Consider the following 14,812-nt stretch of genomic DNA (forward strand, 5'->3'; position numbering starts at 1 on the left):
GGTAGCGGCTTCGCGCCGCCATCCCGATCAGGCTGCCTTCGTCGTCTTGCCTTTGCCCATCATGCGCGTGATGTAGTACTGCTGCGCGATCGAGAGCACGTTGTTCACGACGTAATACAGCACGAGACCGGCCGGGAAGAAGAAGAACATGACCGAGAACGCGATCGGCATGAACATCATCATCTTCGCCTGAACGGGGTCCGGCGGCGTCGGGTTCAGCTTCGTCTGCACGAACATCGAGACGGCCATCAGCACCGGCAGGATGAAGAACGGGTCCTGCTGCGAGAGGTCGTGGATCCAGAGAATCCACGGCGCGCCGCGCATTTCCACCGACGAGAGCAGCACCCAGTACAGCGAGATGAACACCGGAATCTGGATGACCACCGGCAGACAGCCGCCGAACGGATTCACCTTCTCGGTCTTGTAGAGCTCCATGAGCGCCGCGTTCATTTTTTGCGGGTCGCTCTTGAAGCGCTCGCGCAGCGCCTGCATGCGCGGCGTGATTTCCTTCATGCGCGCCATCGACTTGTAGCTGGCGGCGGAAAGCGGGAAGAACACGGCCTTGATGAGCAGCGTGAGCAGCACGATCGACCAGCCCCAGTTGCCCACGTAGCCGTGGATCTTCTCGAGCAGCCAGAAGAGCGGCTTGGCGATGATCGTCACCCAGCCGTAGTCCTTCACGAGCTCCAGACCCGGCGCAATGCCTTCGAGCATGCGCTCTTCCTGCGGACCGGCGAAGAGGCGCGCCTGCACGGTTTGCGTCGCCCCCGGCGCGATCGTGCCGAGCGGCTGCTTCATGCCCACGCGGTACAGTGAGTTGTCGAACTTCTCGACGTAGATGCTGCGTTTCGCGCCTTGCTGCGGGATCCACGCGGTGGCGAAGTAGTGCTGCACCATCGCGATCCAGCCGTTGTCGGACTGGGTCACGAAGTCGGCCTTGTTCTTGTCGATGTCACCGAACGTGATCTTCTGGAAATGATGCTCGTTCGAATACACGGCCGGGCCGATGAAGGTGTGCGAGAAGCGCGGCGTTTCTACCGGCTCGCTGTCGCGCACGATTTCCATGTAGAGCGTGGGCGAGACCGGCGCGCCGCTGACGTTCTGCACCTTCCAGTCGACGCCGATCACGTAGCTGCCGCGCGTGAACGTGTAGGTCTTGGTGACCTTCACGCCGCCTTTCTCGGGCGACTGCAGCGCGACCTGGAAGGAGTTGGCGTCGCCGGTCAGCTCGCGCGGACCTTCGAGCGCGGTGAACACGTCGTTGTGATTCGGGAAGTCGCCGCCGAGCAGACCCGTACGCGCGAGGTACGTGTGGTCGTTCGTGTGGTCGAACAGCGTGATGTACTGGTCGGGGCCCTTGCCGTCGGCGCTTTCCTTCACGAGCGAAAGCTTCACGAGCGTGCCGCCGCGCGTGTCGATCACGCCGTCGTAGACGTCGGTGCGGAAATGCACGAGTTGCGCCGCGGCGGCGGCGGGCTGGGCGGTGTTCGTCGGCGCCTGGCCTGCGGGCGTGGCCGCCGGCAGGTCGGACGCGCCGTTGGCGGCGCTAGCGGGCGCGGGGCCGCTGGTGGCGGTTTGCGTCTGCGTTTGCGTCGCGTTCGGGAAGAACATCGACTGGCGTCCGTGGTCGCGCTGCCAGTTGTCGTACAGCATGACCGCTGACATGAAGAAAATGACCCATAGGACGGTGCGTTTGATATCCATGCGTTGTCTCAGTGTCGATGCAATGGCGCGTCAGCGCTTTTTCGGAGAGGCGGGTGGGACGAGATCGACGCCGCCCGCCGAAAACGGATGGCAGCGGCACAGCCGCCGTGCGGCGAGGTAAGTCCCGCGCGCGGCGCCATGATACTGGATTGCCTCGCGCGCGTAATCCGAACAGGAAGGATAAAAACGGCAGCGGTTGCCGAGGAGGGGACTCACGGCAAGCTTGTAGAAACGCAGCAGTGCGATCAGTACCGTTTGCATGGCGTTGCGGCCCGACTGCGCCGCGCTCGATGACGAACCACGTGCCGCTTGCGCGGGGTCTACTTCGGAAATGCCGGACTCGCGCGCCCCGCTCATGACGAGCGGGAATTGCCGTGGGCCGGCGGCAAATCGTTACCGGCCTGGTCACGGGCCGGTTCTGCTGGTTCTGCCGGTTCTGCAAGTGGTGCCGCGACCTGCGTCGTGCAAGGGGTGCGCGCGGATGTCGCAGGCGTGGCAGGCAACGCGGCCGCACGCCGCGTGACTTCGCGCGCGGCCTTTTCCAGCAAGGTCTCGATCTCGCCGCGGCACAACGCTTTGAGCCCCGGCGAAGACGCGCAGGGCAGTGCCTTGCGGTCGAATTTCGTATGCAGGCGCAACAGCAGGTCGAAGCCTTCGAACTGCGCGCGACGCACGCGAAACGCCTCGCGCGCGATACGGCGCACCAGATTGCGCGTGACCGCGCGCGGCGCGAACTTCTTGCCGATTACGAGCCCGAGCCGCGCCTCGTTGCCCGTGGGCCGCCCGTACACGACGAAGTGCTCGGTGCGGCGCCAGGGGCGCAAACGAAAAACGGATGAGAACTCATCCGTTTTCAGTAGCCTTGCGGCTTTCGGAAAAGCGGCTTGCGTTCGCGACGGCATGATGCCTTGATCGAATGCCAGGTTTGCCCTGTTCACTGTGTCCGCGACCGGACCGCTACCCGTGATTTCGCTGATAGCGATGCTGCCCGACTTAGACGGCGAGGCGCTTGCGACCCTTCGCACGGCGTGCGTTGATCACTTTGCGGCCACCGGCGGTCTTCATGCGCACGCGGAAACCGTGGGTACGCTTGCGACGGGTAACGGAAGGTTGGAAAGTACGTTTCATGTTGCTCTCACTGTTGAGTTTTGACCGCGGCGAGCATCGCGGAAAAAAGCAATGGCCGGTGGTACTAGGGATTGGTTTTCGCGGAACCCGCTATTTAAGCCGGTTTTTCGTTGGCCGTCAATAGGTTAGGGTATCGAACCGTGTACGACAGTCAGATTGAGGCACCCATTGGCCACGAGCTGACCACCGGTTGGGCACTGGCTGGCCGCTGCACGAGCCGAACGGCCGTGCGTTGATCCGTCCCTGTGGATAACTTCCTGGCGAGGGGATTTCGGCGTTAGAATCTCGCCTATCCTAAGAATCCTGCATGCCGCTCCGGCCAGCCTGCTTGCCGCAAGACCTTTGCCGCACGGGCTTCCGGAGCTATTGCTGTCGCCTCGTCAGGGCCTCGTCGCGCTTGTGCGGCAAGAGCGAAGCGGCGGCAACGCATGCAAACAAAACGACCACAGCAACTCGATGAACGATTTCTGGCAACACTGTTCCGCACTGCTGGAGCGTGAGCTAACGCCCCAGCAGTACGTGACGTGGATTAAACCGTTGGCCCCGGTTGCCTTCGATGCTGCGGCGAACACGCTGCAGATAGCCGCTCCCAACCGCTTCAAGCTCGACTGGGTCAAAAGCCAGTTTTCGGGCCGGATCACCGATCTGGCGCGTGACTTCTGGCAGACCCCCGTCGACGTGCAGTTCGTCCTCGACCCGAAGGCGGGCATGCGCGCGCCTCATGTGGCGCCCGCCGCCGCTCCGCGCGCGCCGCTGGCCGCCGCGCCGGCCGTGGCCGCGGCCGCTCACCAGCCGGCTGCCGTGACCGCCGGCACGGGTCTGGCCGGCATGGTGCAGGCGGCCTCAGTCGCGGCGCACGCCACCGCCGACGATGCCGCCGATCTCGATCTGCCGAGTCTCGACGCCAACGAAGCCGCCGCCGGCCGCCGCACCTGGCGCCCGGGCCAGGGCGCGGCCGCCGCTGCATCGAGCAGCGAAGCCGATCCGACCTACGAGCGCTCGAAGCTCAACCCGGTGCTCACGTTCGACAACTTCGTGACCGGCAAGGCGAATCAGCTTGCGCGCGCGGCGGCCATCCAGGTGGCGGACAATCCGGGCATCTCGTACAACCCGCTGTTTCTGTATGGCGGCGTGGGCCTCGGCAAGACCCACCTGATTCACGCGATCGGCAACCAGCTCCTGCTCGACAAGCCGGGTGCGCGCATCCGCTACATCCACGCGGAGCAGTACGTGTCCGACGTGGTGAAGGCGTACCAGCGCAAGGCGTTCGACGACTTCAAGCGCTACTACCACTCGCTCGACCTGCTGCTGATCGACGATATCCAGTTCTTCTCGGGCAAGTCGCGCACGCAGGAAGAGTTCTTCTACGCGTTCGAGGCGCTGGTCGCCAACAAGGCGCAGGTGATCATCACGAGCGATACCTATCCGAAGGAAATCTCGGGTATCGACGACCGCCTGATCTCGCGCTTCGACTCGGGCCTGACCGTGGCGATCGAGCCGCCCGAACTGGAAATGCGCGTGGCCATCCTGATGCGCAAGGCGCAGTCGGAAGGCGTGAGCCTGAACGAGGATGTGGCGTTCTTCGTCGCCAAGCATCTGCGCTCGAACGTGCGCGAGCTCGAAGGCGCGCTGCGCAAGATCCTCGCTTATTCGAAGTTCCATGGCCGCGAGATCTCGATCGAGCTCACCAAGGAAGCGCTCAAGGACCTGCTGACGGTGCAGAACCGCCAGATTTCGGTCGAGAACATCCAGAAGACGGTGGCCGACTTCTACAGCATCAAGGTCGCCGACATGTATTCGAAGAAGCGCCCGGCCAATATCGCGCGACCGCGCCAGATCGCCATGTATCTGGCCAAGGAGCTGACGCAGAAGAGCCTGCCGGAAATCGGCGAGCTGTTCGGCGGCCGCGACCACACCACGGTGCTGCACGCCGTGCGCAAGATCGCGGACGAGCGCACCAAGGACGCCCAGCTCAACCACGAGCTGCACGTGCTGGAGCAGACGCTGAAGGGTTGATCGCAGGTCATCAGCAGGTGAATGGCCGGGGTAATGGTCGGATCTTCGACCACCCGCCGGCGGGTTAGGCCTGTTTATTTCGCGGATCGCCCCCAATTTAGGGAAGTGGTCCGTTTTCAGGCACAATATGGGTTTAACCGCCCGGCGGTCCGGGGCGGGAACCACGCCGCGGCCTGTTCTGCATCAACCGTCCTGGCGGCGCCGGTGGTCGCATGACATACGTGGGGTCATGTCGGCAAAAACGGCGCCAGGCGGGCGAGCAGACCGTCACATCAACGAAGGAACTCTATGCAACTGGTCAAGACCGAACGCGATAACCTGCTGAGGCCGCTGCAAACGGTGAGCGGCATTGTCGAACGCCGCCACACGTTGCCGATCCTCGCCAATCTGCTGATCACCAAAACCGGTTCCGACGTCTCGTTCCTGTCGACCGACCTCGAGTTGCAGATCACCACGACCGCCGACTTCGGCGTGGGCAATGACCAGGTGGCCACGACGGTCGCGGCGCGCAAGCTGCTCGACATCCTGCGCGCGATGCCCGACGGCCAGGTCACGCTCACGCTCGCCGACAAGCGCCTCACGGTGCAGTCGGGCAAGAGCCGCTTCGCGCTGCAGACGCTCGCCGCGGACGAGTTCCCCACGGTGGCCCAGGCGAAGGACTTCGGCGCGAGCCTCTCGGTGCCGCAGAAGACCTTCCGCCAGTTGCTCGGCATGGTGTACTTCGCCATGGCGCAGCAGGACATCCGCTACTACCTGAACGGCATGCTGCTCGTCGTGGACGGCGACCAGCTCATGGCCGTGGCGACCGACGGCCACCGCCTCGCGTTCTCGTCGATGAAGATCGAAGGCTCGTTCGCGCGCCAGGAAGTCATCATCCCGCGCAAGACCATTCTCGAACTCCAGCGCCTGCTCGAAGACATCGACGATTCGCTGAAGATCGACATCGGCGCGAGCCAGGTGAAGTTCACGTTCGGCCAGGTCGAACTGGTTTCGAAGCTCGTGGAAGGCAAGTTCCCCGACTTCCAGCGCGTGATTCCGAAGGCGCACAAGAACACCTTCCAGATCGGGCGCGAAGAGCTGCAACGCTCGCTGCAACGCGCGGCGATTCTCACGTCCGACAAGTTCAAGGGCGTGCGCTGCATCATCGAGCCGGGCCAGCTCAAGATCATGTCGACCAACGCCGACCAGGAAGAGGCGCAGGAAGAGCTGGAAATCGCCTACCAGGGCGACACCATCGACATCGGGTTCAACGTCACGTATCTGCTCGACGTCCTCGCGAACCTGAAGGTCGACAACCTGGAAGTGAGCCTCGGCGACGCCAGCTCAAGCGCACTCATCACGATTCCCGAGAACGAGGAATTCAAGTACGTGGTGATGCCAATGCGCATCTAGAAAGCGCGACAGAAGAAGAACACCAGGGGGCGCTGCGCCCCTTTGGCGTTTTTATGGCTTTTTGAAAGAGTCTCGAGCAGCAACACAGGCAGTACGCAGAACCGGAAAATTCCATGACTGATACGAACAACTCGCAACCCGACAACAGCAGCTATGGCGCCTCGTCGATCCAGATCCTCGAAGGACTGGAGGCGGTGCGCAAGCGGCCCGGGATGTACATCGGCGACACGTCGGACGGCACCGGTCTGCACCACCTCGTCTTCGAAGTGCTGGACAACTCGATCGACGAAGCCCTCGCCGGCTATTGCAACGACATCCACGTGGTGATTCACGCGGACAACTCCATCTCGATCACCGACAACGGCCGCGGCATTCCCACGGACGTGAAGATGGACGACAAGCACGACCCGAAGCGCAGCGCCGCCGAAATCGTGATGACCGAGCTGCACGCGGGCGGCAAGTTCGACCAGAACAGCTACAAGGTCTCGGGCGGCCTGCATGGCGTGGGTGTATCGTGCGTGAACGCGCTTTCGAGCTTTCTGCGTCTCACCGTGCGCCGCAACGGCAAGAAGTACTTCATGGAATTCCACCGTGGCGTGCCGCAGAACCGCGTGCTCGAAGAGCGCGACGGCCACACGGTCTCGCCCATGCAACTGCTCGGCGACACCGAAAACCGCGGCACCGAAGTGCACTTCATGGCCGATGAAACGATCTTCGGCAGCGTGGAGTATCACTACGACATTCTCGCCAAGCGTATTCGCGAACTCTCCTTCCTCAACAACGGCGTGCGCATTCGCCTCACCGACCAGCGCACCGGCAAGGAAGACGACTTCGCGTTCGCGGGCGGCGTGAAGGGCTTTGTCGAGTACATCAACAAGCAGAAGCAGGTGCTGCACCCGAACATCTTCTACGTGCAGAGCGAGAAGGACGGCGTGGGCGTCGAAGTGGCGATGCAGTGGAACGACAGCTACAACGAGAGCGTGCTCTGCTTCACGAACAACATTCCGCAGCGCGACGGCGGCACGCACCTCACGGGCCTGCGCGCGGCGATGACGCGCGTGATCAACAAGTACATCGCCGACAACGAGATCGCGAAGAAGGCCAAGGTCGAAACCTCGGGCGACGACATGCGCGAAGGTCTTTCGTGCGTGCTCTCCGTGAAGGTGCCGGAGCCGAAGTTCAGCTCGCAGACCAAGGACAAGCTGGTTTCGTCGGAAGTGCGTGCGCCCGTGGAAGAAGTGGTGGCGAAGGCGCTCGAAGAATTCCTGCTGGAAACGCCGAACGACGCCAAGACCATCTGCGGCAAGATCGTCGACGCCGCGCGTGCGCGTGACGCCGCGCGCAAGGCGCGCGAGATGACGCGCCGCAAGGGCGTGCTCGACGGCGTGGGCCTGCCGGGCAAGCTCGCGGACTGCCAGGAGAAGGATCCGGCGAAGTCGGAAGTCTATATCGTCGAGGGCGACTCGGCAGGCGGCTCGGCCAAGCAGGGCCGCGACCGCAAGTTCCAGGCAATCCTGCCGCTGCGCGGCAAGGTGCTGAACGTCGAGAAGGCGCGCTACGACAAGCTGCTTTCGAGCGAGCAGATCGTCACGCTGATCACGGCGCTTGGCTGCGGCATCGGCAAGGACGACTACAACCTCGAGAAGCTGCGCTATCACCGCATCATCATCATGACCGACGCGGACGTGGACGGCGCGCACATCCGCACGCTGCTGCTCACGTTCTTCTACCGCCAGATGCCGGAAATGATCGAGCGTGGCTACGTATACATCGCGCAGCCGCCGCTCTACAAGCTCAAGGCGGGCAAGGACGAGCGCTACCTGAAGGACGACGCCGATCTCAACGCGCACATGCTGCGGCTCGCGCTGCAAGGCTCGGAACTCGTGCCGAGCGAAGGTGCAACGCCGATCTCGGGCGATGCGCTCGGCGAGCTCGCGCGTTCGTATCAGCTTGCGCGCGGCGTGGTGGACCGTTTGAGCCGCCTGTACGACGTGCGCGCGCTCGAAGCGATCATGGACGGCGTGGCGATCGATCTCGCGAGCGAAGAATCGACCGAGGCTTCCGCGCGCGCGCTCGAGGCGCAGCTGCGCGACGATCCTTTGAAGCCCGAAGTGACCGTGGTGCCGATGTACGACCCGGTGCGCGAGCAGCGTTCGCTGCGCGTCGAGCGCCGCCATCACGGCAACGTGAAGGTGTCGGTGATCGACGAGGAGTTCCAGCTCACCGCCGATTATCAGCAGCTCGTGAACACCGCCAATACGTTCAAGGGCTTGATCGGCAAGAACGCGTTCATCAAGCGCGGCGAGCGCAGCATGGCCGTGAACGACTTCAAGAGCGCGATGAAGTGGCTGATTGCCGATGCGGAGCGCAACGTGTCGAAGCAGCGCTATAAAGGCCTCGGCGAGATGAACCCCGGGCAGCTGTGGGAAACGACGATGGATCCGGCTGTGCGCCGTTTGCTGCGCGTGCAGATCGAGGATGCGATTGCCGCCGATGGCATCTTTACGACGCTCATGGGTGATGACGTCGAGCCGCGTCGTGCGTTCATCGAGAGCAATGCGTTGCGGGCGGGGAATATTGACGTTTGAGCGTCTGTGTCTGCGTTGTCGCCCGCGAAAGAGCGCCCTTCGGGGCGCTTTTTTTTCGCCGGCATCCTATCCACAACCCCCAGCGGATAACCCTCGGAAAACCCCTGGAAATCACTGTGCATGAATCGGGGATAACTTCGACGGCGCAAAAAAAGCGGAAAAGTTGCCAGCAGCAGCCTGGCGTTGTCCCGTTAACGCCCGCAAGGTTATGATTTCTCCACAGCCTTGTTTACTCAATGGTTTTCCTCGGTTATCCACAGATTACCCAGGGGCTTGTTAACTATTACTACGTTTACGTATACATAAGTTAAAAAAACCTTAGAACCCTCGCATCGGAAACGGCGATGCCGCCGGAAAACTGCCAAGGCGGCATCGCGCGAACCCTGCTGCGGACAGCGCGCATCAAGCCAGCGGAATATAAAGCTCCGTCTTCAAGTCCTCCGGCGCCGCCTGATCGGGCGTATTCAGATAAATCTCGAACGAAGGCGCCGAATAGTCCGGAGTCCGGCCCAGCCTGTTCAACCCTTCGTTGTAGAACCACATCCACGCCCGCTGCAGCCCCTCGTACGGCCCCGTGTGCAGCATCATTGCGTGCTCGCCGCCGCGCAGCTGAAACTTCTCGACAGGCGCCACGATTTCCACGTCGGTTTCGTGCCGCAGATGCAGCGCCGCCTTCGAGCGCAGCTTCGATGCTTCGACCGTATTGGGATCGTCGTAATAGATGCCGACCATCTTCGCGCCCGATGTCCGCACATTGCGCTCGCCGAGCCATTGCGCGAGCGTGTAGAAAGCGTCACCGATCTTCGTGTACGGGCCCACGTGACTGACGGCGAGCAGATCCATTGGCTCGAGCGTGACGAGCTTCACTTCATGGTTTGGCATGATGGTGCCTCCGATGCGATGGCCACGCGAATGCGCAGCCGCATGCGAACGAAGATAGCACCGCGCCACGGGCGACGTACTTCACGTGCCGCGCGAGCCTCAGAGACTCACGCGCGTTACCGGATGTTCCGCGAGCCACGCGTTCTCCGCGTCGTCGTATAGCCGCGAGCGCGTGAGAAAGCGCAGGCCCGTGGGTCGCTCGAGCGAAAACATGCCGCCGTTGCCCGGCACGGCATCGATGATGAGCTGAGTGTGTTGCCAGTACTCATATTGCGCCTCCGTCATGTAAAACGGCATGCCGCCGATCTCGCCCAGTTGCACGTCGGCGTTGCCGACCATGAACTCGCCGACGGGAAAGCACATGGGTGCGCTGCCGTCGCAGCAGCCGCCCGACTGGTGAAAGAGCACGGGGCCGTGCTCGCGCGCGAGCTGCTCGATCAGCGCGAGTGCGGCCGGTGTGGCGGTAACGCGTTCGACCATGTCGCAACGCTCCCGATGAGGTGATGGACGAAGCGGCGCACCCGTCGCGGGGCGCGCCGCCATGGGCACGCTGCGCGATCAGAAGAACCCGAGCGGCTGCTCGCTATAGCTCACGAGCAGGTTCTTGGTCTGCTGGTAGTGGTCGAGCATCATCCTGTGGTTTTCGCGCCCGATGCCCGACTGCTTGTAGCCGCCAAACGCGGCATGCGCGGGGTAGGCGTGATAGCAGTTCGTCCAGACGCGGCCCGCCTGGATCGCGCGGCCAAAGCGGTAGGCGCGCGTACCGTCGCGCGTCCACACGCCTGCGCCCAGGCCGTAGAGCGAGTCGTTGGCGATTTCCAGCGCTTCTTCTTCGGTCTTGAAGGTCGTGACCGAAACCACCGGCCCGAAGATCTCTTCCTGAAAGATGCGCATCTTGTTGTGGCCGCGGAAGACAGTGGGCTTCACGTAGTAGCCGTCGCTGAGTTCGCCGCTCAGCTGGTTGCGCTCGCCGCCGATCAGGCATTGCGCGCCTTCCTGCTTGCCCAGCTCGATGTACGAAAGGATTTTCTCCAGCTGCTCCTGCGAGGCCTGCGCGCCGATCATGGTCTTCGTGTCGAGCGGGTGGCCTTGCTGGACCGCCGCGACGCGCTTGAGCGCGCGTTCCATGAAGCGGTCATAGATCTTCTCGTCGATGAGCACGCGCGACGGGCAGGTGCAAACTTCGCCCTGATTCAGCGCGAACATGGCGAAGCCTTCGAGCGCCTTGTCGAAATAGCTGTCGTCGTGGTCGAGCACGTCGGCGAAGAAGATGTTCGGGCTCTTGCCGCCCAGCTCGAGCGTCACCGGAATGATGTTCTGGGCCGCGTACTGCATGATGAGGCGGCCCGTCGTCGTCTCGCCCGTGAAGGCGATCTTGGCGATGCGCTTGTTTGAGGCGAGCGGCTTGCCGGCTTCGAGACCGAAGCCGTTCACCACGTTGAGCACGCCCGGCGGCAGGAGGTCCTGGATCAGCTCGGTGAGCACGAGGAACGAGGCGGGCGTCTGCTCGGCCGGCTTGAGCACCACGCAGTTGCCGGCCGCGAGCGCGGGCGCGAGCTTCCAGGCGGCCATCAGGATCGGGAAGTTCCACGGAATGATCTGGCCGACCACGCCGAGCGGCTCGTGGAAGTGATAGGCAACCGTGTCGTGATCGATCTCGGAGATGCCGCCTTCCTGCGCGCGTACGCAGCCCGCGAAGTAGCGGAAGTGGTCGACGGCGAGCGGGATATCGGCGGCCAGCGTTTCGCGCAGCGGCTTGCCGTTGTCGATGGTTTCGGCAACGGCGATCTTGTGCAGGTTCTGCTCGATCCGGTCGGCGATGCGGTTCAGGATGTTGGCGCGCTCGGTGGGCGAGGTCTTGCCCCATGCGGCCTTGGCCTTGTGGGCGGCGTCGAGCGCGAGTTCGATGTCGGCTTCGCGCGAGCGCGGAATGGACGTGAACGCGTGACCGGTAATGGGCGAGATGTCGTCGAAATACTCGCCGCCGAGCGGGGCCACCCACTCGCCGCCGATGAAGTTGCCATACTGCTTCTTGAAGGGGAATTCGGTGGTCAGGAATTGCATCTCAGCGTGATTCATCTCCGTGCTCCTCTGTGTTCTCGATCTCGATATGGATGGACGCAGCGAAGCTGCGCTACCGCGGCATCTAACGCGAGAAGCATGCCAGCGCGGCGGCGCGGCCGCGCCTCGCTTCGTGGCGGTGGGCCGGCGCGCCCGCGCCCGGGAAATGCGCGACCCGGGCCTTGCGGGCGGCGAGCGGATTGTGTCAGGCCGGAACAGAGGAGCGTCCCGATTGCTCAAGAAGTGAACAGGGGCGCGTTTCGGCTGGATCGGAGATTTGCGCGCTCGAGCCACAACATGCGGTAGGCTTTGCACCCTTAACAGTCAGGAGAGTCTGCATGTCGAGTACTTCATTCGTTTGCCGCAACCAGTCTTGCGGCACCCCGTGGGAACAGAGCGAGGTCGTGATCAAGAACGAAGGGCAGGGGCCCTTGTTCCGTTGCCCTCTGTGCGGCGCACGCAACTATCTGGAGCAATTCGAAGACGACGAGGGCAACGTCGTCTACGAACAGGTGGACGGCAAACCTTTCCTCTGAGTGCTGGCGGCCAGAGGATCTGGGGCGCAAGCGTGGCACGATAAAAAGCCGCCAACCACATAAGGCGCGGGCGGCGCGAGTTCCGATCTTCGTCCAGCATGAGCGGATCGCGCCTTGCCTCCCGGGGACGATTGAGAGCCCAAGGAAGCGTGCGAAAAGCAAAGATGGCAGTTCGGAATGAAATCATTTGGATTCCGAAATTTCGTGTGCCCCGTGCTCTGTGCTTGTTGCAAGCAAGGTCGGTGCGGGGAGCGAATCGGCGCATGAGCCGCGAGCTGCCCGAGCGATGCTGCCAACCCTGACGCCGGTCTGGTCGATACCCGTTTTAGTCGGACTATTCGTTACCTATCCATACGGGTAGGCTGGCGCGAGCGTCAGAGCGTCCTACAGTACTTCATACGAAAAGAACCTACGGCGGGACCAACGGGGATAGCCATGACATTCGTCGAACAGGAAATCGCGCACATTGCGCGTGTGATGCCGCCGTCGCTGGCTGGTGATTTCGAGATGCCGGTGATGGGCGTCGCCTACTGGCGCAAGCGTCTGCATACGCTGCTCAAGCAAAATCACCTGACTCATGTCCAGCTTTCGACCGTCGATACACTGCTAAGGCAGCTCGACGGCTTCGAGGCGCTCGGCCGCTGGCTGCCGCGCCCGAAGCAGGCGTCCCGCGACGTGCGGCGCGCGAAGTAGGGCCTGCGGCCTGGCAAACCAGCAAAGGGGTGAGAAATGCAAAAAGCCGGATCGCGAGGATCGGGCTTTTTGACTGAATTTGCTGGTGGGGCGTGAGTGACTCGAACACTCGACCTACGGATTAAGAGTCCGCTGCTCTACCAACTGAGCTAACGCCCCCAACAGAAGAAAGATTATGCATCACTTTTCAGGACTTGCCAAGTCCCTTCTGCGAATTTTGTGAAAAAAGTTGACTTCGGCGTCTAACGCCCGTCCCACACGGGGCGTGAGCGCATTCACCGCGGGGTCGCGCTGTCCCGGTATGATGGGCGCCACTTCGTGGCGTCAAAGGGCTTCTCGCCAGTCGCCGCGCGTCGCCGTATCGTTGGAACCGGCGCAAACCGGCTGGAATCGCCGCGCGGCACGCATTTCTCAAAGGCATACGATGGACGACAACGCAATCGACGCGCTGCTGGAGCGCGTGCTGGCCCCGTGGGTCCGCGCGCTCGGGATGAGACCTGTCGAAGTGACTGACGACAGCGCCACCCTGCGCCTGCCGTTCTCCGGCGAGCTGCGCCACTCGGGCGGTGTGATCTGCGGCCAGGTTTTCATGGCGGCGGCCGATACGGCCATGATCGTCGCGATCGCGGCCGCGCTCGGCGGCTTCAAGCCCATGACCACCGTTGCGCTCAACACCAACTTCATGCGCGCCGTGCGCAAGGGCGACGTGCTCGTGACGGCCCGGGTGCTGCGCATGGGCCGCAATCTAGTGTTCGGCGAAATAGAACTCTACGACGAAGACGGCCGGATGGCGGTACACGCGACCTCGACCTACGCGCTGCTCGATTAAGCTTGGCGCTTCCGATCGTTTCCGGTCGTTTCGAAGGACGCACAAGGCATGTTCGATCAGGTGGTTTTTGCAGGCGGGGGCAATCGCTGCTGGTGGCAGGCGGGCTTCTGGGACATCGTCCAGCCTGAGCTGCGCATTCGCCCGCGCGTCATCACGGGCATCTCCGCGGGCGCGGCCACCGCGTGCATGCTCTACATGCGCGAGGCCGACTGGGTGATGCGCTATTACGAGGAAGCACTGCGTCACAACAAGCGCAACGCCTACTGGGGCAATCTGCTGCGCGGCGAATCGGTTTTCCCGCATTACCGCATTTATCGCCAGGCGCTGCTAGACATCTACGGAGAGCCGTTCGCGCGGCTTCAGGACGCGCCCGAGATCCGCATCGGCGTTTCGCATGTGCCGCGCTGGCTTGGCGCGCGCAGCGCCGTGGCGGCGGGGCTCATCGCGTACAACATCGAAAAGCACATCCGCAAGACGCTGCATCCCACGCTCGGGCGCAAGCTCGGGTTTCATCCGGAGTTCGTGACGGCGCAGGAGTGCGCGAGCGTGGAGGATCTGGCCGACCTCATCCTGCAGTCGTCGTGCACGCCGCCGTTCACGCCGGTGCTGCGCCGCGACGGTCGCCCCGTGCTCGACGGCGGAATGGTCGACAACGTGCCGGTCGGCGCGCTCGACGAGACGCCCGGCCGCGTGCTGGTGATGGTGACGCGGCTTTATCCGCGTCCGCAGATGTTCGTGGTGCCGCATCAGACGGCGCAGGGCGTGCAGCAACGCCTGTATGTGCAGCCTTCGGCCAGGGTGCCGATTTCGAGCTGGGACTACACGAGCCCGCAGCAGATGCAGCACGCTTACAACCTCGGCCGCGTGGATGGCGAGCGTTTCCTCGCGCGTTTGCCCGAGGTCATGGATGCGGCCGCGCGCGCTTGAGCGCGCGCCGGCCGGCCAAAAGGCGGACGCAAGCAGGGCGGCGGGCGCCACCCCAT

Annotated in this window: 14 protein-coding genes and 1 tRNA gene; 7 read left to right on the forward strand and 8 right to left on the reverse strand. The window is 63.2% G+C overall.

Annotated elements, in window-relative coordinates:
- Positions 1 to 27: 27 nt before the first annotated feature.
- The 4 genes from yidC to rpmH all read right to left on the reverse strand — a co-directional run bounded on the left by yidC (position 28) and on the right by rpmH (position 2,832).
- A complete protein-coding gene (yidC, locus tag VSR34_RS11820; protein ID WP_342962554.1) occupies positions 28 to 1,704 on the reverse strand; it encodes a membrane protein insertase YidC in 1,677 nt (558 codons plus the stop codon).
- Positions 1,705 to 1,734: 30 nt separating this feature from the next.
- Positions 1,735 to 1,965 (reverse strand): membrane protein insertion efficiency factor YidD, encoded by a 231-nt coding sequence (gene yidD / locus VSR34_RS11825; protein ID WP_028211944.1) that lies wholly within the window; start codon positions 1,963 to 1,965, stop codon positions 1,735 to 1,737.
- Between the two features lie 92 nt (positions 1,966 to 2,057).
- A complete protein-coding gene (gene rnpA, locus VSR34_RS11830; protein WP_081715989.1) occupies positions 2,058 to 2,606 on the reverse strand; it encodes a ribonuclease P protein component in 549 nt (182 codons plus the stop codon).
- A 91-nt stretch (positions 2,607 to 2,697) separates the two neighbouring features.
- Positions 2,698 to 2,832, reverse strand: coding sequence for a 50S ribosomal protein L34 (gene rpmH / locus VSR34_RS11835; protein ID WP_026120950.1), 135 nt, complete (start codon positions 2,830 to 2,832; stop codon positions 2,698 to 2,700).
- Between the two features lie 456 nt (positions 2,833 to 3,288).
- On the opposite strand from rpmH, the gene dnaA reads away from it, so the two are divergent.
- The 3 genes from dnaA (at position 3,289) to gyrB (ending at position 8,828) form a co-directional block, all read left to right on the forward strand.
- Positions 3,289 to 4,848: a chromosomal replication initiator protein DnaA gene (gene dnaA / locus VSR34_RS11840; RefSeq protein ID WP_342962555.1), complete on the forward strand. Its 1,560-nt coding sequence runs from the start codon at positions 3,289 to 3,291 to the stop codon at positions 4,846 to 4,848.
- Positions 4,849 to 5,136: 288 nt separating this feature from the next.
- On the forward strand, positions 5,137 to 6,240 hold the full coding sequence (dnaN, locus tag VSR34_RS11845) for a DNA polymerase III subunit beta (RefSeq protein WP_028211942.1): 1,104 nt from the start codon (positions 5,137 to 5,139) through the stop codon (positions 6,238 to 6,240).
- 113 nt (positions 6,241 to 6,353) lie between these two features.
- Entirely contained in the window at positions 6,354 to 8,828 is a 2,475-nt protein-coding gene (gyrB, locus tag VSR34_RS11850) for a DNA topoisomerase (ATP-hydrolyzing) subunit B (RefSeq protein WP_028211941.1), read from the forward strand.
- A 402-nt stretch (positions 8,829 to 9,230) separates the two neighbouring features.
- On the opposite strand, the gene VSR34_RS11855 is transcribed toward gyrB, so the two are convergent.
- From VSR34_RS11855 to adh, 3 genes are all read right to left on the reverse strand, one after another.
- Entirely contained in the window at positions 9,231 to 9,710 is a 480-nt protein-coding gene (locus VSR34_RS11855; protein WP_342962556.1) for a GyrI-like domain-containing protein, read from the reverse strand.
- A 99-nt stretch (positions 9,711 to 9,809) separates the two neighbouring features.
- Entirely contained in the window at positions 9,810 to 10,190 is a 381-nt protein-coding gene (locus tag VSR34_RS11860; RefSeq protein WP_342962557.1) for a DUF779 domain-containing protein, read from the reverse strand.
- A 78-nt stretch (positions 10,191 to 10,268) separates the two neighbouring features.
- On the reverse strand, positions 10,269 to 11,789 hold the full coding sequence (gene adh / locus VSR34_RS11865) for an aldehyde dehydrogenase (RefSeq protein ID WP_028211938.1): 1,521 nt from the start codon (positions 11,787 to 11,789) through the stop codon (positions 10,269 to 10,271).
- 320 nt (positions 11,790 to 12,109) lie between these two features.
- Here adh and VSR34_RS11870 point away from each other — a divergent pair, with 320 nt between their 5' ends.
- The gene (locus tag VSR34_RS11870) at positions 12,110 to 12,307 is read left to right on the forward strand and encodes a hypothetical protein (protein ID WP_028211937.1); all 198 of its coding nucleotides are present in this window, start codon (positions 12,110 to 12,112) and stop codon (positions 12,305 to 12,307) included.
- 435 nt (positions 12,308 to 12,742) lie between these two features.
- Entirely contained in the window at positions 12,743 to 13,000 is a 258-nt protein-coding gene (locus VSR34_RS11875; RefSeq protein WP_042288721.1) for a hypothetical protein, read from the forward strand.
- 83 nt (positions 13,001 to 13,083) lie between these two features.
- Here the strand turns inward: VSR34_RS11875 and VSR34_RS11880 are convergent.
- Positions 13,084 to 13,159: transfer RNA gene (locus VSR34_RS11880), tRNA-Lys, on the reverse strand.
- Between the two features lie 265 nt (positions 13,160 to 13,424).
- Between VSR34_RS11880 and VSR34_RS11885 the strand changes: the two genes are divergently transcribed.
- On the forward strand, positions 13,425 to 13,829 hold the full coding sequence (locus VSR34_RS11885; protein WP_028211935.1) for a PaaI family thioesterase: 405 nt from the start codon (positions 13,425 to 13,427) through the stop codon (positions 13,827 to 13,829).
- Positions 13,830 to 13,877: 48 nt separating this feature from the next.
- Entirely contained in the window at positions 13,878 to 14,756 is an 879-nt protein-coding gene (locus tag VSR34_RS11890; RefSeq protein ID WP_028211934.1) for a patatin-like phospholipase family protein, read from the forward strand.
- Positions 14,757 to 14,812 lie beyond the last annotated feature (56 nt).

Source organism: Paraburkholderia sp. JHI2823, from assembly GCF_038900695.1.
Lineage (GTDB): Bacteria > Pseudomonadota > Gammaproteobacteria > Burkholderiales > Burkholderiaceae > Paraburkholderia > Paraburkholderia mimosarum.

What these genes read in the sequence shown, in the direction of transcription:
- yidC (WP_342962554.1), bottom strand. Translation starts at nt 1,704, where the DNA reads ATGGATATCAAACGCACCGTCCTATGGGTCATTTTCTTCATGTCAGCG.
- yidD (WP_028211944.1), bottom strand. Translation starts at nt 1,965, where the DNA reads ATGCAAACGGTACTGATCGCACTGCTGCGTTTCTACAAGCTTGCCGTG.
- rnpA (WP_081715989.1), bottom strand. Translation starts at nt 2,606, where the DNA reads ATGCCGTCGCGAACGCAAGCCGCTTTTCCGAAAGCCGCAAGGCTACTG.
- rpmH (WP_026120950.1), bottom strand. Translation starts at nt 2,832, where the DNA reads ATGAAACGTACTTTCCAACCTTCCGTTACCCGTCGCAAGCGTACCCAC.
- dnaA (WP_342962555.1), top strand. Translation starts at nt 3,289, where the DNA reads ATGAACGATTTCTGGCAACACTGTTCCGCACTGCTGGAGCGTGAGCTA.
- dnaN (WP_028211942.1), top strand. Translation starts at nt 5,137, where the DNA reads ATGCAACTGGTCAAGACCGAACGCGATAACCTGCTGAGGCCGCTGCAA.
- gyrB (WP_028211941.1), top strand. Translation starts at nt 6,354, where the DNA reads ATGACTGATACGAACAACTCGCAACCCGACAACAGCAGCTATGGCGCC.
- VSR34_RS11855 (WP_342962556.1), bottom strand. Translation starts at nt 9,710, where the DNA reads ATGCCAAACCATGAAGTGAAGCTCGTCACGCTCGAGCCAATGGATCTG.
- VSR34_RS11860 (WP_342962557.1), bottom strand. Translation starts at nt 10,190, where the DNA reads ATGGTCGAACGCGTTACCGCCACACCGGCCGCACTCGCGCTGATCGAG.
- adh (WP_028211938.1), bottom strand. Translation starts at nt 11,789, where the DNA reads ATGAATCACGCTGAGATGCAATTCCTGACCACCGAATTCCCCTTCAAG.
- VSR34_RS11870 (WP_028211937.1), top strand. Translation starts at nt 12,110, where the DNA reads ATGTCGAGTACTTCATTCGTTTGCCGCAACCAGTCTTGCGGCACCCCG.
- VSR34_RS11875 (WP_042288721.1), top strand. Translation starts at nt 12,743, where the DNA reads ATGACATTCGTCGAACAGGAAATCGCGCACATTGCGCGTGTGATGCCG.
- VSR34_RS11885 (WP_028211935.1), top strand. Translation starts at nt 13,425, where the DNA reads ATGGACGACAACGCAATCGACGCGCTGCTGGAGCGCGTGCTGGCCCCG.
- VSR34_RS11890 (WP_028211934.1), top strand. Translation starts at nt 13,878, where the DNA reads ATGTTCGATCAGGTGGTTTTTGCAGGCGGGGGCAATCGCTGCTGGTGG.